The 26538-nt window shown below is 46.0% G+C and carries 28 protein-coding genes; 3 read left to right on the top strand and 25 right to left on the bottom strand.

The window, feature by feature from the left end; translation table 11 throughout:
* Nucleotides 1–150: 150 nt before the first annotated feature.
* Nucleotides 151–528: a PH domain-containing protein gene (locus tag AC0VYE_RS06335; RefSeq protein ID WP_076269741.1), complete on the top strand. Its 378-nt coding sequence runs from the start codon at nucleotides 151–153 to the stop codon at nucleotides 526–528.
* Nucleotides 529–568: 40 nt separating this feature from the next.
* Here AC0VYE_RS06335 and AC0VYE_RS06330 read toward each other — a convergent pair whose 3' ends face one another.
* The 20 genes from AC0VYE_RS06330 to AC0VYE_RS06235 form a co-directional block, all read right to left on the bottom strand.
* On the bottom strand, nucleotides 569–1255 hold the full coding sequence (locus tag AC0VYE_RS06330; protein ID WP_475446788.1) for a peptidoglycan recognition protein family protein: 687 nt from the start codon (nucleotides 1253–1255) through the stop codon (nucleotides 569–571).
* Nucleotides 1248–1793, bottom strand: coding sequence for a phage holin family protein (locus AC0VYE_RS06325; protein ID WP_475446786.1), 546 nt, complete (start codon nucleotides 1791–1793; stop codon nucleotides 1248–1250). Before AC0VYE_RS06325 ends, AC0VYE_RS06330 begins: the two co-directional genes overlap by 8 nt.
* 516 nt (nucleotides 1794–2309) lie before the next feature.
* Nucleotides 2310–2468, bottom strand: a complete 159-nt coding sequence (locus tag AC0VYE_RS06320; RefSeq protein WP_475446784.1) for a CD1375 family protein — start codon at nucleotides 2466–2468, stop codon at nucleotides 2310–2312.
* A 60-nt stretch (nucleotides 2469–2528) separates the two neighbouring features.
* A complete protein-coding gene (locus AC0VYE_RS06315) occupies nucleotides 2529–2936 on the bottom strand; it encodes a hypothetical protein (protein ID WP_475446782.1) in 408 nt (135 codons plus the stop codon).
* Between the two features lie 18 nt (nucleotides 2937–2954).
* Nucleotides 2955–4343 carry a hypothetical protein gene (locus AC0VYE_RS06310; protein ID WP_475446780.1) on the bottom strand — a complete coding sequence of 463 codons (1389 nt, stop codon included), beginning with the start codon at nucleotides 4341–4343 and terminating at the stop codon, nucleotides 2955–2957.
* Nucleotides 4344–4347: 4 nt separating this feature from the next.
* Nucleotides 4348–4965 (bottom strand): putative phage tail protein, encoded by a 618-nt coding sequence (locus AC0VYE_RS06305; RefSeq protein WP_475446778.1) that lies wholly within the window; start codon nucleotides 4963–4965, stop codon nucleotides 4348–4350.
* Nucleotides 4966–4968: 3 nt separating this feature from the next.
* Nucleotides 4969–5463, bottom strand: a complete 495-nt coding sequence (locus AC0VYE_RS06300) for a tail fiber protein (RefSeq protein ID WP_475446776.1) — start codon at nucleotides 5461–5463, stop codon at nucleotides 4969–4971.
* A gap of 12 nt (nucleotides 5464–5475) precedes the next feature.
* Nucleotides 5476–6498 carry a DUF2793 domain-containing protein gene (locus tag AC0VYE_RS06295; RefSeq protein ID WP_475446774.1) on the bottom strand — a complete coding sequence of 341 codons (1023 nt, stop codon included), beginning with the start codon at nucleotides 6496–6498 and terminating at the stop codon, nucleotides 5476–5478.
* Complete coding sequence (locus AC0VYE_RS06290) at nucleotides 6499–6912, bottom strand: phosphoglucomutase (protein ID WP_475446772.1); 414 nt, start codon at nucleotides 6910–6912, stop codon at nucleotides 6499–6501. It abuts the gene before it with no gap.
* A gap of 3 nt (nucleotides 6913–6915) precedes the next feature.
* On the bottom strand, nucleotides 6916–7953 hold the full coding sequence (locus AC0VYE_RS06285) for a baseplate J/gp47 family protein (protein WP_475446770.1): 1038 nt from the start codon (nucleotides 7951–7953) through the stop codon (nucleotides 6916–6918).
* Nucleotides 7946–8347, bottom strand: coding sequence for a DUF2634 domain-containing protein (locus AC0VYE_RS06280; RefSeq protein WP_475446768.1), 402 nt, complete (start codon nucleotides 8345–8347; stop codon nucleotides 7946–7948). The genes AC0VYE_RS06285 and AC0VYE_RS06280 overlap by 8 nt, the downstream gene beginning before the upstream one ends.
* Nucleotides 8344–8646, bottom strand: coding sequence for a DUF2577 domain-containing protein (locus AC0VYE_RS06275; RefSeq protein ID WP_475446766.1), 303 nt, complete (start codon nucleotides 8644–8646; stop codon nucleotides 8344–8346). Before AC0VYE_RS06275 ends, AC0VYE_RS06280 begins: the two co-directional genes overlap by 4 nt.
* On the bottom strand, nucleotides 8646–9614 hold the full coding sequence (locus tag AC0VYE_RS06270; RefSeq protein ID WP_475446764.1) for an XkdQ/YqbQ family protein: 969 nt from the start codon (nucleotides 9612–9614) through the stop codon (nucleotides 8646–8648). The genes AC0VYE_RS06275 and AC0VYE_RS06270 overlap by 1 nt, the downstream gene beginning before the upstream one ends.
* A 4-nt stretch (nucleotides 9615–9618) precedes the next feature.
* A complete protein-coding gene (locus AC0VYE_RS06265; protein ID WP_475446762.1) occupies nucleotides 9619–10284 on the bottom strand; it encodes a LysM peptidoglycan-binding domain-containing protein in 666 nt (221 codons plus the stop codon).
* Nucleotides 10281–12425: a hypothetical protein gene (locus tag AC0VYE_RS06260; RefSeq protein ID WP_475446760.1), complete on the bottom strand. Its 2145-nt coding sequence runs from the start codon at nucleotides 12423–12425 to the stop codon at nucleotides 10281–10283. Before AC0VYE_RS06260 ends, AC0VYE_RS06265 begins: the two co-directional genes overlap by 4 nt.
* A 229-nt stretch (nucleotides 12426–12654) precedes the next feature.
* Nucleotides 12655–13077 carry a phage tail assembly chaperone gene (locus AC0VYE_RS06255; RefSeq protein ID WP_076269726.1) on the bottom strand — a complete coding sequence of 141 codons (423 nt, stop codon included), beginning with the start codon at nucleotides 13075–13077 and terminating at the stop codon, nucleotides 12655–12657.
* A 32-nt stretch (nucleotides 13078–13109) separates the two neighbouring features.
* Entirely contained in the window at nucleotides 13110–13568 is a 459-nt protein-coding gene (locus tag AC0VYE_RS06250; protein ID WP_076269725.1) for a phage tail tube protein, read from the bottom strand.
* A gap of 1 nt (nucleotide 13569) precedes the next feature.
* Nucleotides 13570–14886 carry a phage tail sheath family protein gene (locus AC0VYE_RS06245; RefSeq protein ID WP_475446757.1) on the bottom strand — a complete coding sequence of 439 codons (1317 nt, stop codon included), beginning with the start codon at nucleotides 14884–14886 and terminating at the stop codon, nucleotides 13570–13572.
* Between the two features lie 3 nt (nucleotides 14887–14889).
* Nucleotides 14890–15078 carry a hypothetical protein gene (locus AC0VYE_RS06240; RefSeq protein WP_441959449.1) on the bottom strand — a complete coding sequence of 63 codons (189 nt, stop codon included), beginning with the start codon at nucleotides 15076–15078 and terminating at the stop codon, nucleotides 14890–14892.
* 178 nt (nucleotides 15079–15256) lie between these two features.
* Nucleotides 15257–15877 carry an ECF-type sigma factor gene (locus AC0VYE_RS06235; RefSeq protein WP_339207323.1) on the bottom strand — a complete coding sequence of 207 codons (621 nt, stop codon included), beginning with the start codon at nucleotides 15875–15877 and terminating at the stop codon, nucleotides 15257–15259.
* Between the two features lie 255 nt (nucleotides 15878–16132).
* On the opposite strand from AC0VYE_RS06235, the gene AC0VYE_RS06230 reads away from it, so the two are divergent.
* Entirely contained in the window at nucleotides 16133–16558 is a 426-nt protein-coding gene (locus AC0VYE_RS06230) for a helix-turn-helix domain-containing protein (RefSeq protein ID WP_076269721.1), read from the top strand.
* A gap of 8 nt (nucleotides 16559–16566) precedes the next feature.
* Nucleotides 16567–16977, top strand: a complete 411-nt coding sequence (locus tag AC0VYE_RS06225) for an ImmA/IrrE family metallo-endopeptidase (RefSeq protein ID WP_076269720.1) — start codon at nucleotides 16567–16569, stop codon at nucleotides 16975–16977.
* Between the two features lie 356 nt (nucleotides 16978–17333).
* Here AC0VYE_RS06225 and AC0VYE_RS06220 read toward each other — a convergent pair whose 3' ends face one another.
* The 5 genes from AC0VYE_RS06220 to AC0VYE_RS06200 all read right to left on the bottom strand — a co-directional run bounded on the left by AC0VYE_RS06220 (nucleotide 17334) and on the right by AC0VYE_RS06200 (nucleotide 26533).
* Entirely contained in the window at nucleotides 17334–18566 is a 1233-nt protein-coding gene (locus AC0VYE_RS06220; protein ID WP_475446754.1) for an aminopeptidase, read from the bottom strand.
* A 267-nt stretch (nucleotides 18567–18833) separates the two neighbouring features.
* Entirely contained in the window at nucleotides 18834–19073 is a 240-nt protein-coding gene (locus AC0VYE_RS06215) for a YolD-like family protein (RefSeq protein WP_076269718.1), read from the bottom strand.
* A gap of 253 nt (nucleotides 19074–19326) precedes the next feature.
* A complete protein-coding gene (locus AC0VYE_RS06210; RefSeq protein ID WP_475446752.1) occupies nucleotides 19327–22065 on the bottom strand; it encodes an alpha-mannosidase in 2739 nt (912 codons plus the stop codon).
* Nucleotides 22066–22085: 20 nt separating this feature from the next.
* The gene (locus AC0VYE_RS06205; RefSeq protein WP_475446750.1) at nucleotides 22086–25217 is read right to left on the bottom strand and encodes a beta-galactosidase; all 3132 of its coding nucleotides are present in this window, start codon (nucleotides 25215–25217) and stop codon (nucleotides 22086–22088) included.
* Nucleotides 25214–26533 carry a glycoside hydrolase family 125 protein gene (locus AC0VYE_RS06200; RefSeq protein WP_076269715.1) on the bottom strand — a complete coding sequence of 440 codons (1320 nt, stop codon included), beginning with the start codon at nucleotides 26531–26533 and terminating at the stop codon, nucleotides 25214–25216. The genes AC0VYE_RS06205 and AC0VYE_RS06200 overlap by 4 nt, the downstream gene beginning before the upstream one ends.
* Nucleotides 26534–26538 lie beyond the last annotated feature (5 nt).

Raw genomic sequence — 26538 nt, 5'->3', positions numbered from 1 at the left:
TATCCTATGATTCTGGGGCAAAAGTGTATGGGCTTTTGAAGGAAATGAGCAGATGCCTAAAAAAGCCATCTATTATTGCTTGTCTGCGCATAAAGTAAACGAAGGAACCTTTTTTATAGGTACATATGGAATTAGAGGGATGGTGTTAAAATGGGCTTTTTGGACGCATTAATGGGGAACGCCTCTGAAGTAAATCCTGACGAGGCGCAAAGAGAATTTGGCAACTTGCTCAGTAGATCGGAGAATGTAGAAAGAGCGTACAAGCTGATTCGCGACATGTTTATTTTTACGAACAAACGCCTCATCATCATTGATAAACAAGGAATAACCGGCAAAAAGATCGATTTCCATTCCTATCCTTACAAAAGCATTACTCATTTCAGCATCGAAACAGCCGGAAACTATGATCTGGATGCCGAGCTGAAGATTTGGATATCAGGCAGCGTCGCGCCCATCCAAAAAACATTCAACAAGAACCTGAACATCTACGATCTTCAGAAGGTTTTGGCTGAATATGTCTTAAAATAAATGATGAACCCCGCAGACCTTAGAGGTCGGCGGGGTTCATTTATTTTCGCGAGAGGATCATTGTATTCAGCCATGCCAGCTCCGAGAGCGTTAACGTACCTTGCTCCGCTTTCTCCCTCCATTTGGTGTCTTGTAGAAGATTTTGATCCGTAAATTGTCCGAGGGTGTTAATTAAAAGCCTTTGTTCTGCTTCTGATAGATTCAGATCTGATTTTCGATTGTCGGTTGGCCGTTTCATTTTCTCCAGCACCTTCTGTTTGAAATGGTCCCAACCTGTCCACTTGCCATTATCGTACATCAATCTTGGACAAATCTTCCCGCTCCAATCGTAATGGCGACGCAGGCGATCGATTCCCCAGCCGTACTGCTTGAGCAGCTTTGCTGCTAATTCGCAAGTATTGGAAAGTGTTTTTTCATAGTCTCCACTCTCGCAAATCTCAATGCTTATCGATGTTCGATTCCCGCTTGCAGCGCCGCTTCCGTCACCCGCATGCCACGCATTCTCATTCAGCGGCAAACACTCAATGACCTCGTGCTCGTCCACAACAAGATGATAGGATGCGGTGCGATTATTAGTCGGGTTCGTGAGCCACGCCCTTTCATTTCTCGCTGAGCTGGTAGGGTTGCCTGTGTTGTGAATGGTTATTGATTGCGGCAGAAGCAAATGGCCTGGGCGGCGATTGTTGGGGGTGGATGGGGGGATGTGGTTGATTGTATATTTAGCCATTGTTGGACTTCCTTTTATTCGTAGTAGATTCGTTATCGGTAGATAGATTAGTATGATCAGAATTTTTAATAGTATCTGGGCTGCTGCCTCGCTTTGTCGCTCGCTCTACCTTCGCTTTCAGCTCACTATCAATATGCTCAATGACCGATTTTGGAATCCACTTCTCCCAGCCCGCTCTATACGCGTTGGCGGTCAAAGACTGCCAAGTGTGATAAATGATGCCTAGCGTAATGGCGTAAAAGAACAGCCCCGGCATGCTGAGCATAGTGTCCAGCAGCTTAGCTAGGACGGGTAATGCTAAAAGAAAAAGGGTACGAAGTACCCCAAACATCCCATACTCTGAGGAGTATGTCTTGTCTTTATGCGATGCGGCAATGCCTGTTATCCAATCCAAAACGATAACTGCTAGTAGAAGCGCAATTGGAATTAATCGACCTCCTCCATAAATAGAATCAATCACAGGGGCAAAAAAAGCGCCCACCGCGGCTGCGGTGAGCTTTCCTTCTGATAGATATTGGGATAGGATTTGTTTGTACATGGGAGGCTCCTTTCTGGTTGATAGTTATTTTTATATATTTTCTTATTTAATAAAATTACAGTATTGAAGACCTTTAGCTGCCGATTGCAGTATAGTTGTACAAGTCAATTTCATTTTCGATACAGTAGCGCAGATTTGCAACCAGTCCGCCTCTTCTAATACACCTTGACGTCAGATGTTGTCAGAAGTAACGTATCGACTACATTTTGATCCGTATCCATATTATCTCTAAATTATCCCCCTATTATCACTATCTCTGTGTAAACAAAAAGCCCCGCCTAAGCGGAGCCATGTTCATACTTAAAGCAACTTACCGTCTGTGTCAAACCCTAAAGAGAACAAATCAACTTCAACGTCACTGCGAATAGCCAGTGAATTGTACCCCGAAAGGCTCCAACACCTTACCGCCCCAACGTGCAAGGTTTTTTACAAGCGCTAGCGGCAACCTCATGCACAGCTATCTTTATGCCTTTACCTTTATTGTCGGCTGCATGCCATTGGGTGAAACCTGTATCATTACACCGCTGTTTGTAGTGGTTGACCCTCAATCCCTAATCCTAGAGCTTCAAGGGTAGCTTTTACATTGGGCTGTATTACAGCTGGTACCTGTGTAAATGTACGTTTGCCAACAATGATAAGTGAAACGGATACGTCGATTAGTGCTTGCGAAAACATAGAATCGCCTCCTCTCGCGAAATAAAAAAGGAGCCCTAGCAACATGTTAAAAATCATGCTCTAAGCTCCTTGCTGGACTGCTACCATTGCAAATAGATCAAATACGGCTTCCATTAGCATAAGATTGTCGGCTTTAATTTGGTCCTTTTCTAACTTGAGTTCTGCAATTTCCTGTTCTAGTGTTGCTCGCTTTTCTTCCTCAACAGGATTATGCGGTGTCCAAACAATTTTTTTCGTCTCTGCATTAATGGAAGTTGGATTACCGCGTGAAAATTCCTGTGAATGTTCTCCGTATGAAAGCTGAATATGTGAGTAACTATCAACTGTCCGTTCTGATAGAGCGGTGTATACCTCACGATCCTCTTCAATGGTGAGTTGCTTTATTCCTTCACCCATCATTTCGTTCGTGACGAGAAACACATTACCTGACGTGTTATCGTAATAAATGCGTTTACCAAATGATTGCATCGTTGTTTCCTCCTTTTTTTACGCTTCAATGAGAATATATTTATACTCAGTGGTTCCGTAGGGAACTGGCATCGTTAAGCGTCCATTGTTAACCATATCACCGCCAACACTACGATAGTAAGACGGGGTATGAGTGCCGTTATTGCCGTATGCAAACATGAATATGTCAGCAAAACTAATATCCTCATTAGATAAGCCAAGGAATGGCGTATCAATAGACATGATGGAGCATGAAGAAAGCATATCATTATTTCTAGTTGAGCAAATCGCCCTCCCAACAACGAAACCGTGTCCATTTAAGTCTAAATACGTACGATTATCTGTTCCGCTTGTTCGAAAAGAACGCTGAAATGCAAGGGTATTAGAAGAGGAATTAACAGTACCAACTACCATACGCTTTCCACTTGAAGCATTACCCACTATACCGAACATATTCACGCCAGCTTTGATATTCCCTGAGGTGAAATCGGGTTCATATAACTTAATCCATGAATCGCCTGTATAAGCCGTTGTGCCAAGTGGATCGTGTGGTCTTACAAATAACGCTTGTCCATCCCATGGAGAGACTTCAAATGGAGTGTGATGTCCGGGAGCACCAGCATTACCATTCAAAGCGGTGCGTAATGGCAACGTACCTGTACGCTTCACTCCACCTTGATAAAACGTTTTGCCCGTAATAACCTCGCCAACAGGTGCGTTCGCATCCTTACTAATGTTGCTTATCTTAGTTGCTAACTGTGCATGTGTGTCGCTTCCTGAAGCTGCCTGACCCATGCCAGTAATGGCAGCCGCGATAGCTGTTTTCCCATTACTGGCAGACGTAAAAAGCTCGTTAATTGCTGCTACTGTAGTACCCTTTGCAGTAGTTAGTAAGGCAGCCCGATCCCCAACTTCATTATTTACAAACGCAGTACTCGCTTTCGCATTCCAAGTCGCTTTCTCAGCATCCGATGCGAAGCGGTTACTTGCGTCTTGCAAAATGATGCTCGCGGGGTGCGTGGCAGGATGCGTATAGTTATTCGCCCCAGCTGCAATCCCATCCAGCTTCACCTTATCTGCCGCAGACTGAAGACCAGCTGTGGAAGTAGTAGCTACAGCCGTACTTGCCTTAGCATTCCAAGCCGTTTTCTCAGCGTCAGTCACAAATCGATTGCTTGCATCCTGAGTAATAACGGATGCAGGATGATTAGCCGGATGCACATATGCATTAGCCCCAGTAGCAACGCTTGCCAGCTTCGTTTTCTCCGCTGTCGTATAGTCCTCTGTAGATAGCTGCTTCCCAGCCACTTTATCTACTTTGTTACTAACAGCCGCATCCAAAATATCCGCATTTCCATTCAAATCCGCAATATCGACAACATCTGTTCCTTCCGGTTTTTTCAATCCTAAATTCCCTGTCGTTTGCATATTTTCACACTCCCTCGTAAACTCTTAATTCACTCCATGTCTTGCTTCGCGCTTGATTCCAAGTCATCGTTCCTATCTGATTCCACACTGTATAGGTGTATTTCAATGCAAAAGCTAAATGAGCGGGCTTAATATCCTCTAGCATTTGAATAAAGCCAGCCATATTGGGTGGAATCCCCTTCGTCCCGACAAATACAACCTCGAAACGGCTCTCTGCCGGATATTCAATTACATTCACCTCACCGCCAGAGAAAGCAATAGCTGTTTGGATAATTTTAACCTTAGTCGTCGTACCAGCTCCGCGCAGCTTGGCAAAAATACTCTCGCGTCGTCGAGCATCCGGCAAAGAGGAGTCGCTTTTCAGTCCAAGCACATTTTCCCATCGCGTCAGTCCCCATGTAGCCGAATGTACAAAATATTGATTAAATGCCGTTTCAATCGCCTCAGCTTGCTCCCTAATTTCACCGCCAAGCTTTGATTGAATAGCTAGCATTTCTACGATTTCATAATAATAGGGAGGCAAATATTTCATGAGATCTATTTCCGTATGGAGAGGCTCCTCCCCGTCGTCCCTATCTTCCCCATACGTCTGTTCGCCAAATAAAGCTTGACTATAGGACAATACCTACACCCCCTTTAGCTGATTCCAGGTTACTCCCGGTCCAAGCTTTCCGCTGGCTAGATCATAAGCGAGTTTCACCGCATTGGCCGTCGCCGCTTGTACAACACTCGTGCTGTTAACCGCATTGTTTAATTGAACAACGCCAGCAGCAGTTACCAACGCAGCAGGCAATCTGGCTACGGCAACGGTACCCGAGGTTATATCTGCAGCCGCGTGAGCATGCGCAGCCGGGGCAAAACTTACAGGTTTGCCGCTAATACCAGCCCAAGGCGCGCTGTCCGCCGCTTCGGCACTATCGATCTTTCCGTTGTTGTTCGTATCGTAAATGCTTTTCAGCATGTCGCCCGTCGCCTGCGCTGCAGCAAGCACAATATTCCCGCCCGCTGTACCGATGTACAGCTTCTGAGTATCTGTGCAGTACCCTAATTCACCGACTTCAAGCAGTCCAATGCTCGTTTCCAAACCTCGCCTCAATTGAATGAGTACTTTTCTTGGCATCTGCTCGCCTCCTTAGAACGTACCGCCATCAATGACGGCAACCCTTAAGCGATTTCCGTTCGCAGCATCATAAACGATGCTGTCTGCATCAATATTCGCTTCTATGCCTGTCGCATTAACGAGCACACCTTTGCCAGCTTTTGCGCTAACTGCTGCACCTGCAACCGCAATCCCGTTCCCCGCTCCAACGCTAAGGGTGACGGTATCGGCCTGCCCTCCGCCAGTAAGACCGCTGCCAGCCGTAATCGTCTGAAGCGCACCGCCAGTTCGCACCCATGCGGTACCGTTCCAGCTAAAAATCTTCTGCTCATCATCGATGTAGCATGTCCATCCTACTTGCGGCGTGTATAAATCCCAAGCTGTACCGTTCCACTCGGCAATTTTGTTAACTTGCGAGGCCCAAACGCCCGTTGCGCCTGCAGGAATCAAATAACGATCCGCTAAAACAGGTGAAGCTGGCGGGGTCACTAAGTCCTTATCCTTAACCGAAGCTTGCGGCTCGATGTTATGCTTTGCCAGCTCAATTTCATTTTTAATCTTTTGCGCTGACCACAAATCGGTGATAGCCAAGCCCGCATCATTAATAAGCCTGTGCTTGGTTGGATCGTCCAGATGCGTCTTGATCTCAGCAGCTGTTTTCACGTTCACACCATCGGACACCTTGTTTACATTGCCGCTGGTAACGTTAGCTTTTAGCACCTTTGCATAGGTGGCACCTTCTGAAATGTCATCCAGCGTTCCCGTCAAATCGGTAAGCTTCTGCGCATTGATTCTTCTCCATGTGGTACCGTCATCAGCATACAAATATCCATTGTTTGTACCGCTGCTCACATAATAGAACCTACCCATGGCTGCTGCGGCTGGTCTAGCTGCTTCTGTGCCGGATAACGCGCGTCCTACCATGCTATTTGTTGTCCCATCACCGACATAAACTTCCTTCGTATCTGTGCAAAATCCCATTTCGCCAGCCAATAAAGCACCGAATGCAGTTAGCTCTGCTTTTGTTCCACGCTTGATCTGAATCGTCTGTGACATTTAATTCCTCCTCAAAAATGATCCGCCATCGATACTTCCGCTTTTTTTGTATCTTTCCACTTCTAATTGCGTTGCAGAAATACTAACCTGCAAATCATTAATATCTGCTGCTTCCACCCGATCGCCTGGTGTCTCGTAGGAAACAAAGACAGCTTCAGCTTGCGCAAACAGCTTAATTCGGAGCCTCCAAGGCGTCTCAGCCGGTACAGTCAGAAAATAATTCTGTATCTTCTCACCCGATAAGCCGGGTCCTGTATAGACCTGAATGCTTTCCTTGCGTATGTCATCATGTGCAAGGTCTCCCTCAAATACCCCTCCAAGAACGGCAAGCTGCTCTTCTATAACATACAGCTCGCTGCCTTCCTTTTTGTTCAGCTTCACCGTAAATTGATCTACCTCCGCAGGATATCGCATAGGCTACACCTCCAATTCAACAAGCCCCGCAATAGGTACTTCGTCAATCTCAAGTCCGATATTATCGCTTCCGCCATTCAGTAAAAGTCGATCGTAGTCTAAGACCCCGGGTACTGCTAAGAGCAAAGTACCGAGCTTAGCGATACTCACATAATTAATGCGGAACGCCGTTTCATCTAAATAAGCAGTGAGTGCTTTAGCAAAAGCCGCGCTCACAAGCTGAATCGTATATCCTGCTGCAAGTGTAACCTTAGCCTTGATGCGAATGGGTACACTCGAAGCCGAAACGATTGAAACCTCTGCACCGATTGGCCTGTTCTCATTGATATAATCAAGCACCGCATGCTGCAGCACCTCGCTCGCTGGCTGCTTATCCGAATTGACGATAACAACCTTCACGGTCCCCGGACCATCCCATAAGGGCATCACTCTTGCTCCGCCAACACCGGGAACCGACAGCGCCCATCTCATATAATCTGATACATTGCCGCTCGTCCCCGGATTTTGAACCTCGGCAAAAAAGCGGCTGCGCAGCTGTGTATCCGACTCCTCGTCCTCACCTGGCACCAGCACATCGACTAGCTCTGCACGAGCAAGCGAGCTAATATAATCGATAGGCAGCATATCGCCAAACTGTTGATTACCAGTTGCTCCCTCTGTTTCACTTTCGAGAACAAAAGAGCCCACTTTCAATCTCTCTCTTACGATGTAATTAACCGATTCTGCCGAAAAACGGCTTCCAATCGGCACGTCCATTGCCGCTCCGCTGGAGCCATAAAATTTACCGAGCCGCTTCGCTCTCGTAGCCGCTTGCCTATTAACGCCAAAATCAGCTGTACGCCTAGACAAATATTCGCCGCTTGATGTATCTGCAAAAGCTAAATCAATATTGACGTCCAGCTGAGCATAAAGCTCAGAAAGCTCTGCAGCCGCCGGTGCCAGCGCATCATAAATAATGCTGCCTTCCCGCTTATCTACATTACCTTGTACACGATCCAGCATTCGCTGGAGCAAATAGCTAAAGGTCATGTTTTCATACATTTTGGCTTACCTCCTCTCCAAAGCTTCCAAACTCCGTTACGACAGTAAACTGGACAACGATAGCTTCATCCTTCATCTCATACTGAAAATCAATGACATCACTCACCCGCTCATCTTGCATAAGCGCCTCTTGAATGCTGCGCTTTAGCTCTGATTGAACATAAGATGGCGATCCTCCAAGCAAGCTTTCCAGCTCGGTACCATAATTGGTGCTGTAGCAAAAATAGAGGTATCGCTCTGTTTGCAATATTTTGAATACAGCCTGCTTGACCGCTTCTAACCCGTCAGTCCTGCCTATGATCCGTTTGCTTGCTAAATCAAACTTATAGGTCTCGCTCGTTTCGAGCTCCTCTACCGTCGTTACCTCCGCAACATTTGCTCCCTGTGGAATCATGGCTTAGCCACCTTATCGAGTACTACAAATTGTTGACCGCCTTGTACGCGGAGCATTAACACCGCATCTCCCGCTTCCAAGCCTGTGCGGATAATCAGCTTTTCAGATGTTTGCAGCTCAATTTCATACTTAACGAGACTTTCCGGTATAATTAAAAAATCCTCTGATAAAGTAAAACGTTGATCGACGTTTACTTCCAGAGGATTGATTTGAATGACTTTTCCTACCATGACGGCTAGTGGATTCCCTGCAGCGTAGGCTGCGGCTCCCGCTTTCTTGATCGACTCCAATAATGCCATTAAATCACCCTCAATTCCAGCTTCATCGTATGCGAATCCGCTTCGAATTTATGCGAGCATTCATCTACGAGAAAATAGTGGTGAATGCCGAGCTCATCAATCACTACGGGGACATAGCTGCCCGCTCTAACACGTAAATCGCCAATAGCTTCAATACTGATACTCTTTTGCTCACGATTTTTCAGCATCATCAGTTGGCTAAGTTGTTCATTTATTTGTGCCACATTCATTTTCTCATCCGCCTGCTGATAAAGCAGAAGCCGTCCCCATTTCGCGATTGAAGCGTCATCCTTCTTGGGATGATGCTTACGCATGCCTGCTTCTTTATTATCCTCATAAATAATAATGTGGTTATAGGTATCACCGTCAATCGATCGCTTCATTCCATAATCAAACAAAAGGCTGTAATCGCCAATTACAAAATCAACCTTCATCTCCTCCACATTGCGCAAGGAAAGCTTTCCGAAATCATCCAAAAGTATAAAATTTCCACCTGAATGAATGAGTGTTAGATCAAGTGCCTTACAAATAATATCAAGCAGCTTTTTATTATCCTCCAGCATGGATGGAATTTTGTACTTGGTATCCACGAGCACGCCTGTCTCCAAGCCAAAATCATCGGCAATTTTCTTCACGATTTGAGAGGCGGTAACCCCTTGAAATTTATAAAAATAATTGCTTAATAAATAACGAATCTGATCATAGGCTTTTATCGAGATTCTCTCATCCATTCCGGTATTCACTTCAAATACATATCCGTAAAATACATTAATATTATCTTTGCGGACACGAATGACATCGCCATTGTTCACCTCAAATGAAGCACTTTGAAATGGACTTCCTTTAAGCACCGTCATATCCAAACTAGACGCCGCTCCAATTCGTTTCGTCTTGTAGGTGAGCGAGGGAACAAGACTCGTAATATTCCACACTTTACCATTGCGGTTATCAATTAATATTTCCAGCATATGATCACCTCGGCAGCTTTAGCGTCATCCCGATGGGTAGCTTTTTGAGCTGTGCATCCTTAATGCCGTTCAGCTTCTGAATTTCCCGCCAACGCTCTTCTTTGTGAAGCTGAACGCGAGCTACCTTAATAAGCGTATCCCCTGCAACCAGCTTATAGGTGCTTGGAGCTTGCTTATCCGATGGCCGTGAGTTGGGCTTCACGCTTGCCGCTCCCTTTTTAATCACTACGGGCCTGGCACCATAAAAAGCAAATTCTTTCAGTGATATACTGTACTCAATATCCCCAGAGCCCGCCGCTTCCTTCCATTCGAATTTTTCAATGCTCATCGGCAAATTAATATCGAAGGTTGCCCCGGTATAAACAAAACGGATCGGCCACTTTTTCTCCATCCAATCGAGGATAACCATGACATAAAAAGCAGGGTCTATCCATGTTTTGCTGACGACAAACGGATAGTTCGTCTTTGGGAAAAAGCTTTCAAAGGAGATCGTCGTGAGCTTCGAGCTTTGAATGAGATTGATTTCGCCTAAACCGGATACCTCGTAGGTCTTGCCCCCAGCACCATCATTAATTTTAATTTCTGGAGGATTGACCGGGAGCTGGAAGCCCTGCTTTTGATCATTGTAGCTAAGCCAGATTTCATAATCATAATGCGCATTCGAAATCATCTGTTGTACACCCCTTCCGCAGATGAGGCAATTTCATCGTTCAATGAACGCTCGATACGCCCGATAATCGTATCGATATCATAGCCATTGTTAATATCACCAGTTTGCACGCTGACCGTAGGCTGCAGCGACACGAAGTTCTGAATGTTCTTCATCTCCGCAAGCTCCCGCATCGTCTTCAAATCCTCGCTGGAAATCTCGACGCTATCGTTGATTTTTCCAACTTCACCGACTCGGTCGATGTTAGAAGCTGTCCCACCATTAGGTATTGCAAACGCTGTAGAATCCTTAGATGCGGTCATTTTATCTTTGTCCCCGGCCATTTTCGTTAAATTATCTAGACCAATGGATTTCTTAATAAAATCCACATCAAAGTTTTCTGTAAAATCTCCTACTGCATTAAAAGTGTTTTTAATACCATCCTGAATACCCGCCTTAAACTTGCTGCTGTCTACACTGTCAAGTTGTAGTTTGACACCTACTTCAATCCCAACAAATTTTCCGATAGTGCCAACAACCTGATCAACACCTTCTAAAAATAGGTTGATTATCTCAATGAACCCGTTAATAAAACCTGTCCATAAATCGATATAAAACCCAACAGCTTTTGCCATCACATCTCCTAGCGTACGAAAAACATCTGCAACAAAGTCTCGAACAGGTTTTAAAGCTACTATTAGGCCTAGGAAAGCAACGATTAAACCAACGACCAATCCAATAATTACAGATATCGGATTAGCCCACATAGCTGCTGATAATCCGAGCTGCACTACTGTGGCTACCATAACTATGAATCTATAGGCCGTCATTAATCCACTATAAATAGCTGTTGCAATAGAAACTGCTTTAAGTACCGCATTATACGCCCAAAAAGCTGCAACTATCCCTAGCACAATTGGACCTACAACTGGTAGTGAAGCAACTAACAAATCCCCTAAACCACCAGCAATTTGCATGACAACAATCAACCCTTGGGCAAGTGCTGCCAATCCAATACTCACTGCCTCGAAGAAGATCAGAAACCCTTCTGATTTAAATGCAGCATTTAACTGCTGTAACATTGGAACAAGTAAAGTTATTGCTCCTGTTCCCGCACCCGCGAATGCGGCGTTAATATTTTGGCTTAATATTTCTGCTTGCTTAGCGGGACTCGAAAGCATTCTATTAATTGCCTCTTCACCCATTGCCGATTTTTCTAGAATTTCATCAAATGCTGCGATGAAACCATCCATTTTTTCTGGGGATGCTGAAGTCTTTAAATCCATTGAATCAATGGTTGATTGTTTTACATTAAACTGTTTTGTTAATGTACTCGTGTCTCCCATATATGCTGATTTTACGGCATTAGCAGCATATTCTGTCCCTCTTCCTCCAGGATCAAGTGCGGCCATACGAAGCGATAGTTCAGATAATTTATCAAGCTGATCATGATTTTCAGTCATAGATCTCATTGACATTACACCTCGGACTGCTCCTCCTTGATCCATGCCATAATTTACAGCATTACTTTTAATACTTGCAAAAAGAGCTTCAACTTCCGCACCATTTCCCATTTTATTAGTAATAATGCTTTTGATCACATCTTCATTTAATGCTCCCTCAATGGACATTTGCAAGATCGTTTTAAAAGGTTTGTCGTATAAACTATTCAACTGTCCTGTTAGTCTACCGAGTATATCTTTCCCTGCATTAGCCAAGGAACTGCCTGTTCCAGCTGGAACTTGCGGGCTAGACGGAGCTGTCGCAGAAAATTTAGAAGCATCATTCGTTTTTCCTTCAATCGAAGACATTCTAGCCAACATCATACTCATGAATGCTGGCTTTTCACTTCCTAATGTATTAGATTTAGGTTCATTTTGGATTTGTATAACTGTACGAATTTTATTAGATAAGCTATCTAGATGTTTTTCAAGATCTTGAAACCTATCTATATTGCTAGTTAGTATTGAATTCATGCTAGTAAAAGCGGAATTCACTTTTAATACTTGCTCTCTAGTTCTGTTAATTGCTTTTGTGGAGTTAACACTTTTATTCAATTGTTTGTCGAATTTATTAAGTGTCAGCAACGATTTCTTCAAGTAATTGGTCATGTTATTAATAACTTTTATAGAGCTATTAACGGTTATTAAATTACTCGCCATCCTTCCACCCCCTTCACACGGGCAAAAGCGCTCCCTCATGGGAGCGCGGCCCGTCCTTATTTTCGTTTTGCTTTGGCGCGCTGTTTCTTCTCGTTCTCGATACGAACGTCGATCATCGCATAGATCGCCGCTTTCTCCCGCCGAGTCATGGTCATGAGCTCATGCGGAAGTATACGAAGCTCGTGGAGGGCGTAATAAGCGTAATTCGCTTCTCCGTCGCCCTCTTTTATTAGTTTTTTACTTCATCTGCCAAATCGTTTAGGCTTTGGTTAAAGCCGTTGATTTCCTGCACTCGTTGTACGAGTGAGGCATATTCGCCAGGGAGAAGCATTTTGCGCAAAAGGTTCTCCGCACCGATAATGCCGTACGATTTTTGCAAATCTGCATCCTTGAGGTTGGGGAATTGAATGCTGCTGACAACAAGCTTAGCCAAATACTCGTCTGTATTGGTTTCTGGAGTGAATGCGCCATTTTTCCCCTTTACCTTGCGGGTAGATGACTTGCGGCACTCCTCGTTCTCCGCTTCCGTCATGCTGCGCAGCTCCCAAGCGACAGCCTGTCCTTCTGCATCCTTAAACCGATCCGATACGATAAACGGCTGCGTTGACTCCACAGCCGCATTTTGTGCAAAAAATACACTTAAATCACTCATTGTCTCTTGCCTCCATCATTTTTAATTTCGCCTTAAGAAAGAGCTGAAAATTGCTCCGCAATATCCAATCCTTCAAAAGTAAATTCCAGCTCTTCTTCAAGAGCTTCACTTTCCGTATCCAGCTTACCGATAATGACCTTATTCAGATTCACCTTATGAAGGAAAACCGTCTGCTTGCCTGTAGCCGAGGACGGATCTTCATTAATAATGGAAATATCAAAATAAGCATCCACGCCGGTATTCACATAATCCAGCATCATCTGGCGGAATTTTGACGTTACATAATAGATGGTCATCGTGCCTGTACCCGACCATCCCGTCGCTTTATGCTGCAAACCGCGGTGGCCAAGCGTCTTGATCTCAGCTTTTTGCTTCTCAATGCTTGCCTCCAGCGTCTTGATATAAAACATCTCTTCCTGCAAACCATTAATAATGGTATAAGCCCGTCCTTCGCGGCCCGAAATCGTATCTCCTGCGTTCAAAAATGCCATATTACTTCACCGTCACTTTCATATATACTTTTTCTACGCTATCAACCGGTTGGATATGTGCCTCGATAATAATGCTGTCCGTATCTTCGCCAGCTGCAACCGATAAATCGGCTTGGGCATCAAAGTTTTGAATAGCATTGAGCGACTGAAGATTGTTCAAATATTTCAAGCACTCGTTGCGGAACAGGCTTCTGCCATCTGCGTTATTATCAACTTTTCCAATATAAAACGACTCGAAAATATGTTTAAAATCGTTCGCAATACCGTCCAGCACACGAATGACTCGGTTTTTGGAGAAGGCTTTGCCTTTCTCTGGCGAGTAGCCAGTGAACGTATTAATATCTTGCTCAACAATGACTCTGCCGCCGCTTACCGTGAACAGAAACTCACCAGCTTGCAGCGCCTCCACCGTTTGCGAATTCGTATATCGAATGTCCGCATCAGCAGCCTCCTCATAGGCTTCATAGGTCAGCGATTTATTCATCGGCGCTCCGGCAGTTGCCGCAGCAACCCAAACCGTTGCCTTCTGTGCATCAAGAACCGTTCCATCCAGCAGCTTGACGCCATTTTTGACACTGATGACCCCTTCAGAATCAGCAGATGGATAATTCGCCAGCACGACCTGAATTTTGCGGCCTTCCTCCTCGCGCAGACGGCGGGCAAAAGCAGCATATACCGATTTTAAGGACAAGTCGGCGGATACTAGCGCAATGGTATTAAAATCCTTCAGCTCAATTTGTGCCAAATAGTCGGTATGGTCTTGATTCGTTACGGTACCATTGGAGCCGCCAACAAGCGGAACGCCTGCTGCTAACGTCAATGCTCCTGTACCGCCAAAGCTTACAAAGGCATTCGATTTCAGCTCTGCGATATTCGCTGCTGTTTGTGAGTCAACCGCCTCTTTAGCAACAAAAGTGATGACATCAAATCGTGCTTCATCGTCAACATTTTGTTTGACCGCAACGGTGATGTCATTGCCTCGAACACCGCCGAATTTAGCTGTAAGCGTTAGGCTGCCAGCGACAGCCGTCGCTTTTGTTCCTTCGTTTAGTCGGTATAAGAGCAGTGTTTTTGCTTTCTTGAACGCTTCGCGTACTAGCAATAGCTCAGGCGCACTTAGATCATAACCAAGCAAGCTTCGCAGATCATCGCCAGCATTGATGGCAATAACGGCCTTCGACTGCCCCCAGTTAAGGTTTAGCGGTACAGACACCGTCCCGCGCTCTCCCATGCTGCCAACCGTTTTCTTCTCGCCAACCAGGTTAATGTAAACGCCGGGGCGCACCTTATTTTGTGATGTATAAGTTCCTCCTGCCATGTTCTACATGACCTCCTTTTTCAAATAGGCTGTTATCATCGATAACGCTTGTTCGTGAGTATACGATTCTTGCTCCAACAGCACGGCGGATAGTATATCCTTCTGGGAAGGCGTATACCGTCTAGCCGACTTTAGCTGCTCCTTGCTGAACCTTGGTTCCAGCTCAGCTTCCTGCAATCTGCTTTTGTTCATTTTGTTCTGCCTCCGCCCTCTTACGATTTGCACCATTTCACCCACCCGCGCTCACATCTGAGCCACCTCCTTATCTGGATAAAACGAAAGGGACGCTCGGTGTTGTCCACCGCTCGTCCCCGTTTATGATCTTTGGTACAATATCATAATATCACGGTTATTTGAGCGAAAACGGACATTAGGCGGACAGAAAGCGGACAACTTCTTGAAGCGCCTTTTGCTTCCATCTTCGGAACGTGCGATCAACGATACCCAGCTCCGAAGCAACAAACTCTGTAGGCTTTCCTTCTATAAAACGAAGCTTCAGCAGCCGAGCGTAATCGGGCGCATATGCTTCTAAAGCTTCAAGCGCTTGATCGATAGATTGCAGCTGCTTCTCTATATCCTGAAGCTCGCTTATTTTATCGATGACGCCCATATAACCTTCAAAGCCGCCCGAGCCTTCTCGCGCTTCAAGCACCTTCTCAATCTTTTTCTCCAGCTCTCGCAGCAGCTTTTCATCCGCTGGACTTGCTGTTGCACGGCTTTTCTTTACTTCGTTTAGCTGCGCTTTCGTTCCAATAGGATATTTCGATAGATTCGCATGCGCCGCTGCTTCGATACGCTGATCCTGCTCATCCAAGTACATATAGGAAGGCAGCTTGCGCAGCTGCCGATGAAGCTCCTGCAAATGATCATCCTCAGACACTGCGCTAAGACGCATGCCTGGTCCTACCGAGGTACCCTCCAGCTGTTTCTTTCTCGCTTTTAGCCGTTTATACGCATGTAATTGATCAATCACCTGTTGTTCTGCATTCATTCAAATAACCTCCCCTAGGTTTTAATGAATATTGAGTATTTAAAATACCGTTAATAACAAAAAAATATAGCGGCTTCACTGGTATTGACAATACTCCCAATCAAAAATATACTTACTTTTAAGTAGTTAAAATAGCGATAATGATCTACTAATACATTTCTTTAAGTGTTCGTCTGATGAATCTCATTGTATTTGGTATTTTAATTACCGTCAAGTATTTAAAATACCAATATTCAAAAACGGAGGGTATTTATAATGTCATTGGGTGCACGAATTAAACAACTGAGGGTTGAGCGCGGATTAACGCAGCAGGATGTCGCCGCAAAGCTCGAGATGGGCCGCTCTAACTTTGGTCATATCGAGAATGATCGGGTAACACCAACAAGTGAAGATTTGCAAAAAATGGCGGATATCTTACTGACAACAACCGATTATTTGCTTGGCCGCGATGCAGCCTCGGCAACTATACCTGAGTGGGCTACGTATAAAGATAAGCGCGACTTTAAAAAGCTGCTTGAGGAAGACGGGGAAATTATGTTTGACGGCGTGCCGCTTAGTGCTACCGATCGTCAGCGCGTCATGGATGTGCTTACAGGGTTGTTCTGGGAAGCTAAGCATATGAATAAGCACAAAAAAAAGACCGAGCCGACTAACGATGCTCCTGATGATGCCAAAGGGTAGGTGTTGCTATGGATAAAATGATTTTGAAGCTCATTCGAAAATATAGGACTAACGATCCATTCATCATCGCTGAGGGCCTTGGCATTCATATCCGTTACGCCGACCTCGGAGAAGGCACGCGTGGTCTCTATTTCAAAAAACTGCGCCGCCGGTTTATTGTCATTCACGATTCGCTTCCGGATGATTGGCGCCGCTTCGTATGCGCGCATGAGCTCGGGCATGACCGCTTGCATCCTGGCTTCAACCGTTTTTGGCTGGATGAGCAATCGTTTTTTAATGTTGGAAAATATGAGCGACAAGCTAGCAAGTTTGCCGTAAGGCTGCTGACAGCAGGCGATTCTCCTGCTCCCAGCGAGACGCTTGAAGAGCTGCTTCGAAGAAATGGCGTGCCTGCGGAAATGCAGAAGTTTTATTTTTAATTAGCTGTATTTTGCATTATTCGATGAGGATGCTGCTGTGCAAATTCGCACTTACAGGAAAAGCTCCCGCTAATCCAGCTGAAATTGGCGTATTTACCGCGTTTAACTGGAAATACTCCTGTTAATATCGTGAAGACAGCCGTAAGTACTTGCGATTGGCTGAATTAGCTGGAGAAATTCCTGTTAACGGGCATTAAATGAGCAAAGCTGATTATTTAACAGGAGTTTTTCCCTTTACTTCGAGTACAAATCACATACGAACTCCCAGCTGCACCAATAAACACAAAAAGCTCCTAGACCACAGCCATTGCTGCGGAATAGGAGCCTTTTTTATATACTTTTCAAAATCAGACGAATTAAATCGCCCAATTTCCGTTGCGGAAGATGGGCTCGCGAGTGCCATCCTGCGTCACACCGTCAATATTCATATCAGCCGAGCCGATCATGAAATCTTCATGAGTAAGGCTTCTGTTTGCGCCATGAGCGAGAAGCTCCTCAGCTGACATTTTTGTACCGCCTTGGATATTGACGGGGTACGCTTGACCCAGCGCAAGATGACAGGACGCGTTCTCATCATACAGTGTATTGAAAAACGTGACATTGGAGTTCGAGATCGGTGAATCATGCGGCACTAGCGCTACTTCACCGAGATGTCTTGCTCCTTCATCCGTGTTCAGCAAATTAGTGAGGGCCTCATATCCCTGTTCAGCGGAATGATCCACTACCTTGCCATCTTTAAAGGTCAAACTGAAGCCGTTAATGACTTGACCGTTGTAATTCAAAGGCTTGGTGCTGCGAACCGTTCCGTTCACACCATCCTTATTTGGCATAGTGAATACTTCTTCCGTTGGCATATTCGGATTAAAATAAACGCCTTTTGCATTTGCTTTGGAGCCGCCTAACCAAATATGTCCATCCGGCAGGTCTATCGTGAGATTCGTGCCTGGCGCTTCATATTGAAGCTGTTTGTATCGCTTGCCATTCAGCAGCTCAACCATCTGAAGCAGCTTGGCATTATGCGCTTTCCATGCTTGAACAGGATCTTCCAAGCCAATCCGGGTAGCATCAACAATGCGTTCCCAAAGCTTCTGCACTGCTTCTTCCTGCGAGAGATTCGGGAATACTTTAGCTGCCCATTCCGGAGTAGCATAAGATACAAGCGACCAAGCATTCGTATGATTCATTAGTGAACCGCGATAGCCGCTAAGCGCAGTTGAAGCTGTTTTTGATGCTGTCGCAACGCGCTTCGCATCTACATCATTGAGCAAGTCCGGGTTCGGGGAGTAGATGGTGATAAACGCTGCGCCATTTTCCACAAACTCTTCCCAAGCTTTGGCACGCCACATCGGATACTCCGTGAAAGCCTCTTCAGGAGCCTGCTTGTATTTAATGCGAGAAAGCTCCTCATCGTTATATTCCACATGGACATTTTTTGCGCCTACCTTATAAGCCTCAGATGCAATAAGCCGTACGAGTGGAGCTGCTGTAATTGGTGCCATGACAACAACCGTTTGTCCCTGCTGCACGTTAACGCCAACCTTAACGACCAGCTCTGCGTAATTTTCTAATTGTTGCGGTGTTGGGTACATGTATGTAAATCCTCCTTCATAATCAGTTCATTTGTTGCTTCATCCATAACCTTCTTCTATTATAATCCTCCAAGGTCAATTGCTCAAATGATGCTATGCAAGCAAAACGATTAATTCGATGAAACTGGTCATAATCTGTGTATCCTAATCTTAGCAGAACAAGTTACAACTGTTTTTTTAAAAAGAGCCTCCCAACGTTCAAAGAATGAACGAGGGAAGCCCTTAATAGAATCTCTCATGCGATAAGATAGCTGGCCGTTTATTCTCTTAATAAGGGCTTTCCACCTTCATAATATCCATGAAAGGAACCTTTGTTACGCTGCCCATGTATTCCACATGAACCTTCTTTGTTCTTGAATCGAGCACCGTAATGACGCCTCTTACTTGCTCTGCTGCCCATATCGTAAGAAGCAGCTCTGTGCCTTCTTGCTTTGCTTCAACCAGCCGCTCGCCCAGCTCTTCCAGCTCAAATTCATCTCTAGTAGGCCTTTTTGGTCCTTTTGCCACCTTGTTCCCCTCCTGCTAGGTATGTACCCGTATTTTCAATAAAAAAGGGCCCCTCCGCTCGAGGAGACCCTGTTCCTATCGATCTAAGTTACGCGAATATATCTATTATAGCATGCCGCAACTGTCTCTGTTAGCGATATTGCGAGAGTTTCAGCAACAATTATTGGAATGCGAGATCATAGCCTGAGCCTCTCCCTTAAATAAAAAGAAGCCCTCCGTATGGCAGTCCATAACAGAGGGCTTCGTTCCTATTTTATGAATGCTTAATTCCAATGGTCAAAATCTCACAAGGACCAACCGATACTTCAAGCAGCGATTGTCCATCTGCAGCAAGATTTTCGACTTCATGCTCAAGCACATTACTTTTATAAGCTTGTTCAAGTGATACAGCTGCTGCTTCTGACAGCTTAAGCGCCGTTTCAGAAGGCTTCATATTATACCATCTAAGCATGAAATCGCCAGATTGCTCATTCACCTTCATAGAGGAGAATGCTAGTCCACTGCCGTCCCAAGCGAATAAAGCGCCGTTTGGAGCAAGCTTGCCGGCATGAACGCCTGTCTGACTAACCGTCCACGGCACTTGGAACTGATATGCCGCTGCGTATGCGCCGGATGCAACTCCGTCGCCGTTATGCGGAAGGATCGTCAAGCTGAAGCTTTGCTCACCCAAGCATTGTGCTTCTGGTGTAGGGAATACGCCCCAATCGCCAAGCTCAGCAACTGCACGAAGCAATGTAATCGCAATGGTATTACGTCCATCGCGCAATACTTCGTATTCATTCAGGCCAAGGTTGGCAACCGTCAAACCAGCTTTATCACCGCTCACATCGACAAACGCTTGTTGATGCTGTGCGTTGCTAGGATTGATCCACTCTGCTGCCGGCTCGTTATCACGCGTTGCAACCTCGAAGATGGAATCAGCTTGATGAACAGCCGTTTCTAGATCCGTTGGGAATAATACGCGAACACGGTGATCCTTCGATTGGTTGTTGAAGGAGGATTTCCATTCCACCCCTTCGCCTTTGCGGCTTATTGCAATTTCAGTCCGAATCGTAAGCGGAACTGTCGCTTCCGTACGCTGTGACTTCCGCTCAGGGAAATAAACAGCCTCTTGCTTCTCAACCTCGAAGTATGGTTCTGCTGACGCAGGAACTGCCCATTCATGAACGATTTCGAATGCCGCACGGTAATCAGAATTCTCGATTAGACGAATGCTTGCAGGCATACCCTTTGTTGTCAAAGTTTGCTCTCCGGTTGGCTGCTTATACATATATTCGTTGCCGATATCGCCTGTATTCTCATACACGCCAAGCTCGCGATAGATTTGACCGCTGCGTTTATCGGTCAAGTTAAACGATCCGTCCTGCGCGATATCAATTCGAAGCCATTCATTCTCAAGCGCATGCTCGCCAGCAACCAGCGATTGTGATGGCTGCAATTCTGCTTTCGCATTCCGAACATAGCCATAAGCTGCCAAGCCTAGCGCAGCAACTTCCGCTGCTTCGAATGTCAGCTTCACTTTGCGGCTCATATATGGCTGACGGAACTTGTCGTCTGGCAGATCATAACCGAATTGAAGTCCCATATCAGAAGCTGTATGCGCAATGGCTGCACCGCTTCGATCAACAAGCGTTCTGCCCGTTACATCGACAGCATACATTTTCTTGTTCATCTCATCCAGCGACAAACCATCACGGAAGTAAATGCGAGCGATGTCCAGCTCAACCTCTACTACTCCGCTGCGATCCCAGCCCGTTGTATTGTACACAACAAACGGCAATGCATCTTCGCCATATTGTTCAAATATGGAAGTGTCAACCGCATTGGCAATTATCACTTTGCTATCGTCAATAATCGCTTCTGCAATATGACGGCTCTTATCGAAGCGAGTCACCATCTCACGGTGAACCTCGTCCACGCTGCAGCCGCAAATGCTGTCATGCGGATGGTTCTGCATCAGTGTTTTCCAAGCGTAAGTAAACAAGTGATGCGGGTATTCGTGGCCAAGTGAATAAGCAAGCGCAGCAAGCGGCTCCGCTACCTTCTCCAGCATGGCTTGACCAAGCTGATTCATTTGCTTCAAGTAAACACGTGCGGAAGCTGTATTCACGAGCGTTGACCAGCCGTCTGTACGTTGGCTGCGAAGCTCGCCTTTCACGACAGACAGCTCGCGTGTAAGCGAAGCATTCACCGAAGCCAAATAATCTTGGAAATTCGAATGAATGAATTCTGTATCAGGGAAAAGCTCTCTTGCTGTTTTCAGCGCAGCAGACAGATCCTGCTGAATTGGCTGATGGTCGCATCCGTTCATGAACAGCAATTGGCCTGTAGCAGCATACTTCTCTGCCTCAGCCAGCTTGCGCTCCCAATATTCCTTGGCGCTTGCTTCATCGGTAGGCACTTCCATGCCGTTGCAGTACCAGTTGGCGAACAATACGCCCAGCACTTGCGAACCGTCTGGCCCTTCCCAAATCAGCTCAGAGAAGGAAGATTCATAATCGGAATCTGCTACTGTATTGTTAAAGCCCGTTGGCTTCACGCCTCTGCCAAATACCGCATTATCGATGCCGGCTTGACGCAAAATTTGCGGAGCTTGACCGATATTTCCGAACGTATCTGGAAAATATCCTACTTTAGCAATCGTTCCATAACGGCTCGCATCCTGATGCCCGATTTGCAAATTGCGAAGATTCGCTTCACTGCTCGTCAGGAAGGCATCCTGCAAAATATACCAAGGTCCGATCGGAATACGGCCTTCTTTAATATAACGTTCAAGGCGCTCACGATTCTCTGGGCGAACCTGCAAATAATCTTCCAAAATGATCGTTTGGCCATCCAAATAAAAGCTTTTGAAGTCCGGATCCGTATCGAGTGTATGAAGCAGCGTATCCATCAATTTTACTAGCAATACATGGTGCTTCTCATATGGCAAATACCATTCCCGATCCCAGTGGGTATGCGAGATGATATGGGCTGTTCGTTTGTCTTTCATCACTAGAACACCTCTTCTTGTTAATCGTTGTTTGCAGGAATTACGTTCACATTCACCTGATCTGGTCGGTAAACGGACAGCAGCTGACCGTTTTTATCCACTGCAAAGAGTACAGACCGCTCTTTCTCCAGCGTAAAAGCGTAGGAAACGCCGGTTACAGGGTCCTTTACCTCAATATCAACATCCAAGCTGAACTCGGATACGAATGTGAATAACGCGCCGTCTTGGAAGGACAGTTTACGGCCATAAACGCCTGGCAGCTGTCCGCCTTTAATCCATTCCAGCTCCACACTGCAGCCTGCATAGGTAAGTGCAAACTCATAAATGGCTGAAATCGGCTCAATGCGATCATTCAGCTCCACTGGCAGCGGACACCAAAGGATGTTTCCTTTGCCGTGCGATAGCTCGATAAGCTGATCGACTTCAGCTGCAGAAGTCCCCTTTTGCGCTTCCTTCCATACCTGAGCAATTCTCCGATTGCCATAAGAAACAGGCAGCAAACGATCACCGATGCGAAGCAGTTCTTCGCGGCGTACATTGACAAGCTCTCTTGATCCAAACAACTCAGCATGACGATCGACTTGACGCCAATATGCATCAAGGCTTGTTGGACCCGTCAGCAGCAAAGTTGCTCCTGTACGTTCAACGTAGCTAAGCAGCTGGTTCATTGCAGCGTCTTCTATATTATGAGCACTTGGTACAATAACGAGCTTAACCGGATTTGCTTCCAGCTCGTCCAGGTGATATTCCGAAGCGCCGCGGAATGGCTTGTTCAGCTCATAGGCTAGCACTCGCGTTGCTTTAGTTGTTGCATCAAACGCCAGCTTGCGATTGGAGAAATCATTGGAATAAGGGAAAACGACTGCAGTATCCTCAAGCTCCCGCCCTCTGAACAAATCTCTAATTTCACCCATAAAGCGTCCAAAATCATAAGATACATTTGCCTCAGGCTTCTCCGTGCCATCTGCTCGAAGTGCGCCAATATGCGATTCATTCGCATTATCCATATAGAAATTTGTATTCCAAATCCACTGCACCGCACCTGCGCCACCTGTTGCAAAAGCATAAGCATATTTGCGCTCAAGAATATCGCGTAGTTCTGCTTCCGAACGTTTCGCGCGTCCTTCTGGTGTTTCCACGTACATAATACCCGTTTCCTGCACCAAATTCGGCTTGTCTGCCGTCTTAGCAAAAATACTGTCCCAAACCAAATGATCATTCAACCACCATGAATGGACTGTTGTATAATCGACAGCCTCGCCGTAGAAGAAAGGCGAAGGTCTCTGCGCGCCAAGCGCTTCATCCTGCCCGACCGTAACCATATGATCCGGGCATTCTTCTTTAATGGCCTGATACAGCTCTTGTGCCCAGCGATTGTGCATATCCATAGAGAACAATACATAATCAAGCCAGCGCGTACCCTTCTTGCCTTGATGCATATCTTGAACGTCAAAGTTGATTTCCTCTGGCTCAGGCACTTTCACCGATTCAAAGCTTGGCAGCTGCTCTGGCGTCATATTCCATAGCTTCTGAAGCTTCTCCACAGATTCGTGGCGTTCCTTAAGCCAAGCTGCATAGGCCGCCTGCTCGAATGGATCGCGTGCTGATCTTGGTCCATCAGAAAAAATACGAGGAGGATCAAACATTGACGGCTCGTTAATTAAATCCCAATCGACATGCTTCGATTGTTTGTGGCGCGAAATGATCGAGCGGATAAACCGTTTCTGTGCTTCTAAACTCCGTGGATCGAGATAAGGATTTTGGCCTTCCCAAGTTTCCGGAGTGAATGAGAAGAAAGTAAAGGTTACCTGCAAATCATGGCGTTTGGCCGTAAGCAGAAACGCATCAATGGAGCGAAGCGCCTCTTCCGATGCATGGCCATCAACCTGCATAATATTGCGATAAGCCGTCCATATGCCGGTTCTAATCCAGTTGATGCCCGCTTTGCGCATCTGAGCCATATCACGATCCCAAACCGAAGCGTTTGGCAAAAATAAAAACTTGCGCGCAACATCCGAAGTCATGTAGGTCATGCCGACAACTGGCATCGGTCTGCCGTCTTTTACGAAATAATCGCGTTCGCTCGTAACCGGAGTTCCCTCTGCAAGCAGTTCAGCATCAAAACCCCAGAAGCCTTGGCGAAGAATACGTACTTCTCCATCCGTTGACTCCGCAATACAATCCACCTTGTAGTAACCGCTCACGATTGCTAGAGGAACGGGAATACGAACGATAAGCTGTTTGCTCGCCGCTTCCGCATTGATGCTGCTCGTCCACCGCTCATCTTGCTTGCTTTCATGCTGGATCGTAATCGAAAAGTTCCAGCTTGCAGCTGGCAAATCTGTCGCAGCAGCAGAACGGCTAAGCTTCTGTACTTGCAGCGTCAGCATTGCACGCTCATCCAGCTCGAAGGACGCATAATTAGGCTTCAGCCACAGCTCTGTTACGCCTGCTGAGCAGAATTCCGACCAGCGGCGAAGCTCGTCCGCTCCACCGCTTTGCCAGAATAGCTCCGTTAACGGTTGATTTACGAACAACCAGCGCGCTCCTGAGAACATTCCCTTCGTGTTCTCCCATAGTACGACTGGTGCTGCAACTTCTCTTCCTTCTGCTGAAACACCCTTTAGAAGCGGGTACAATTGTGCATCCATCGGTCCAGCAGAACCCATCTGATGCGGCAAATCACTCATTTTGGTTACATGCGGCACTAGATTCCAAGTGCTTGAAACCTCAAACATGGACTCTTTGCCTTGCAGCAGCGGAAGATCTTCCATCGCACGCAATTTCATAATCGGTGCTGCATCTACAGGCAATGCCTCATGAATATGAAGCTCGCGGTGATAGGCGGTTTGCTCAGATTCCGGCTCCCAAACGCCAGCTTCGTTTTTTGAAACTGGTTTTTTGAATGGAACGCCGCCGATGCTGATTAAACCTCCACCGCGCTTTAAGTAGGCTAAAATTTCAGACCATGCTTGCTTAGGGAAATACGGCGCATGCATATTTATAAAGCTTCCGCCATCTGCAGCAGCGAGTGCCGCTCCAAGATTATTCGCGCGAACGACGCTGCCGATTTGCAGAAGCTGTCCTTCCGCATCCGAGCTTATGCGAGAATCGATTGGAAACGATGGATCATAGAAAATAATCATGCTCATAGAATCTCATCCTTCATCGCTTGATAGACAAGCTGTGAGAAAAGACTGTTCGACCAAGCGAACCATTTGCGCGTGAACACAGTTGGATCATCCGCATGAAAACCTTCGTGCATGTAGCCTGTGTCCGCGTCAGTCGCTTCAAGCATCGCAATCAAATCTAGCTTTTCTTCGCTGCTAGTAGCTGTAATGCCTTGCATCGACAATGCCATATGCCAGATGTAGCCTGGAGGCGTATGAGGGCTGCCGATACCTTTTGCTGCCGTTCCTTCATAGTAGAAAGGATTATGTTTGCTTAGAGCAAATTTTCTCGTATTCACATAAATCGGGTCTTCCGCATCCACATAACCAAGGTAAGGGATCGAGATCAAGCCCGGAGTTCCTGCATCATCCATCAGGCAGTAGTTGCCGAAACCATCCGTTTCATAAGCATAAATAGGACCGAATTCCGGATGCTGATAAATACCGTAAAGCTGAATGCCATGGTTGACATCCTCTTCTAGCTTTTTTAGTTCCTTAAGGAAATCCATGTCACGGAATACCCATTCCGCTATTTCCTCCATTTGACGAAGCGTAACAACCGCAAACATGTTATCCGGGATGTTGTAATGGAAGTCACAAGCATCATCGCTTGGACGGAAGCCTGACCAAATCATACCCGTATAGTTTACAGGCATGCCTAGACCAGAATTGCGAAGTGAATCAGTTGGAATGCCATTATCACGAGTGAAACGGTAAGGCGATTGTTCAAAATGGCGCTGTTCTGTCTTCCAAAGCTCTACGATGCGGCGCATCGCTGCTTTGAAGCCGGAATCGAAAATATCCGTCAGCTCCGTTTCTTTCCAGTAAGCATGCGCGAGGCGCATGGAGAAACAAATGGAGTCAAGCTCGAACTTGCGCTCCCATACCCATGGAGACATATCCGTTTCATCCGTAGTATTCCAGTGCCAATCATTAGCGGACTCATTGAACGCATTCGCATAAGGGTCGATTTGAATATAGGAAATATGGCGTTTAATCAAACCACTAAGAATTCTTTGCAAATCTTTATCATGTTTCGCGAATGGAACGTAGTGCATCACTTGCTCGACGGAATCACGAAGCCACATCGCAGGGATATCGCCCGTGATTACAAATGTAGTGCCATCGTCCATCAGCTTTGTCGTTGTTTCCAGCGTATTCGGAAAGCAATTTTTGAACAATTGAAGCAGCTTCGGGCGATGTGCCAGCTTCTGCTCCGCCTCCTTCAGCACGTCTTGAATCGCCTGCGGCAGCGTTAGCTCAGGCATCGGAATTTTCGGTAATCTAAATTGCTCCATCGTAT

The sequence above is a fragment of the Pristimantibacillus sp. Z349TD_6 genome (genome assembly GCF_056173205.1).
Note: the sequence above shows the minus strand (reverse complement) of the source record. Positions and strands in the feature narration are given on the sequence as shown.

Bases quoted from the DNA above. Each gene is read 5' to 3' on its own strand.
- AC0VYE_RS06335 (WP_076269741.1), top strand. From the start codon at position 151: ATGGGCTTTTTGGACGCATTAATGGGGAACGCCTCTGAAGTAAATCCT.
- AC0VYE_RS06330 (WP_475446788.1), bottom strand. From the start codon at position 1,255: ATGGCTAAATATACAATCAACCACATCCCCCCATCCACCCCCAACAAT.
- AC0VYE_RS06325 (WP_475446786.1), bottom strand. From the start codon at position 1,793: ATGTACAAACAAATCCTATCCCAATATCTATCAGAAGGAAAGCTCACC.
- AC0VYE_RS06320 (WP_475446784.1), bottom strand. From the start codon at position 2,468: ATGTTTTCGCAAGCACTAATCGACGTATCCGTTTCACTTATCATTGTT.
- AC0VYE_RS06315 (WP_475446782.1), bottom strand. From the start codon at position 2,936: ATGCAATCATTTGGTAAACGCATTTATTACGATAACACGTCAGGTAAT.
- AC0VYE_RS06310 (WP_475446780.1), bottom strand. From the start codon at position 4,343: ATGCAAACGACAGGGAATTTAGGATTGAAAAAACCGGAAGGAACAGAT.
- AC0VYE_RS06300 (WP_475446776.1), bottom strand. From the start codon at position 5,463: ATGCCAAGAAAAGTACTCATTCAATTGAGGCGAGGTTTGGAAACGAGC.
- AC0VYE_RS06295 (WP_475446774.1), bottom strand. From the start codon at position 6,498: ATGTCACAGACGATTCAGATCAAGCGTGGAACAAAAGCAGAGCTAACT.
- AC0VYE_RS06290 (WP_475446772.1), bottom strand. From the start codon at position 6,912: ATGCGATATCCTGCGGAGGTAGATCAATTTACGGTGAAGCTGAACAAA.
- AC0VYE_RS06285 (WP_475446770.1), bottom strand. From the start codon at position 7,953: ATGTATGAAAACATGACCTTTAGCTATTTGCTCCAGCGAATGCTGGAT.
- AC0VYE_RS06280 (WP_475446768.1), bottom strand. From the start codon at position 8,347: ATGATTCCACAGGGAGCAAATGTTGCGGAGGTAACGACGGTAGAGGAG.
- AC0VYE_RS06275 (WP_475446766.1), bottom strand. From the start codon at position 8,646: ATGGCATTATTGGAGTCGATCAAGAAAGCGGGAGCCGCAGCCTACGCT.
- AC0VYE_RS06270 (WP_475446764.1), bottom strand. From the start codon at position 9,614: ATGCTGGAAATATTAATTGATAACCGCAATGGTAAAGTGTGGAATATT.
- AC0VYE_RS06265 (WP_475446762.1), bottom strand. From the start codon at position 10,284: ATGATTTCGAATGCGCATTATGATTATGAAATCTGGCTTAGCTACAAT.
- AC0VYE_RS06260 (WP_475446760.1), bottom strand. From the start codon at position 12,425: ATGGCGAGTAATTTAATAACCGTTAATAGCTCTATAAAAGTTATTAAT.
- AC0VYE_RS06255 (WP_076269726.1), bottom strand. From the start codon at position 13,077: ATGAGTGATTTAAGTGTATTTTTTGCACAAAATGCGGCTGTGGAGTCA.
- AC0VYE_RS06250 (WP_076269725.1), bottom strand. From the start codon at position 13,568: ATGGCATTTTTGAACGCAGGAGATACGATTTCGGGCCGCGAAGGACGG.
- AC0VYE_RS06245 (WP_475446757.1), bottom strand. From the start codon at position 14,886: ATGGCAGGAGGAACTTATACATCACAAAATAAGGTGCGCCCCGGCGTT.
- AC0VYE_RS06240 (WP_441959449.1), bottom strand. From the start codon at position 15,078: ATGAACAAAAGCAGATTGCAGGAAGCTGAGCTGGAACCAAGGTTCAGC.
- AC0VYE_RS06235 (WP_339207323.1), bottom strand. From the start codon at position 15,877: ATGAATGCAGAACAACAGGTGATTGATCAATTACATGCGTATAAACGG.
- AC0VYE_RS06230 (WP_076269721.1), top strand. From the start codon at position 16,133: ATGTCATTGGGTGCACGAATTAAACAACTGAGGGTTGAGCGCGGATTA.
- AC0VYE_RS06225 (WP_076269720.1), top strand. From the start codon at position 16,567: ATGGATAAAATGATTTTGAAGCTCATTCGAAAATATAGGACTAACGAT.
- AC0VYE_RS06220 (WP_475446754.1), bottom strand. From the start codon at position 18,566: ATGTACCCAACACCGCAACAATTAGAAAATTACGCAGAGCTGGTCGTT.
- AC0VYE_RS06210 (WP_475446752.1), bottom strand. From the start codon at position 22,065: ATGAAAGACAAACGAACAGCCCATATCATCTCGCATACCCACTGGGAT.
- AC0VYE_RS06205 (WP_475446750.1), bottom strand. From the start codon at position 25,217: ATGAGCATGATTATTTTCTATGATCCATCGTTTCCAATCGATTCTCGC.
- AC0VYE_RS06200 (WP_076269715.1), bottom strand. From the start codon at position 26,533: ATGGAGCAATTTAGATTACCGAAAATTCCGATGCCTGAGCTAACGCTG.